Consider the following 240-nt stretch of genomic DNA (forward strand, 5'->3'; position numbering starts at 1 on the left):
TACTGATTAATTGGCGTAAGCAACACCCACAGTCGCACTGGATGGTCCCGATTAAAAGCAACACGCAATACACCGTCATTGAATCTTACTCTGAGCATGACTTCAAAGTAGAGATGAGTGTATCTGCGCATGCCAGAAAACAAGACCCTTCGCTTCCTGAGTGCTGGCAGGCCAGACTGGTTCTTTATCCTGAGCCAATGGGGCCTGGAAAAATAAAAGGTCTGCTGTGCTCTTTGGATG

At 47.5% G+C, this 240-nt stretch carries 1 pseudogene; it reads left to right on the top strand.

The features are described from left to right. Positions 1–41: 41 nt before the first annotated feature. Positions 42–240: pseudogene (locus H4J63_RS20160) on the top strand (IS4 family transposase); the annotation flags it as partial.

It is taken from the genome of Pseudoalteromonas sp. 5Ae-yellow (assembly GCF_014077565.1).
Lineage (GTDB): Bacteria > Pseudomonadota > Gammaproteobacteria > Enterobacterales > Alteromonadaceae > Pseudoalteromonas.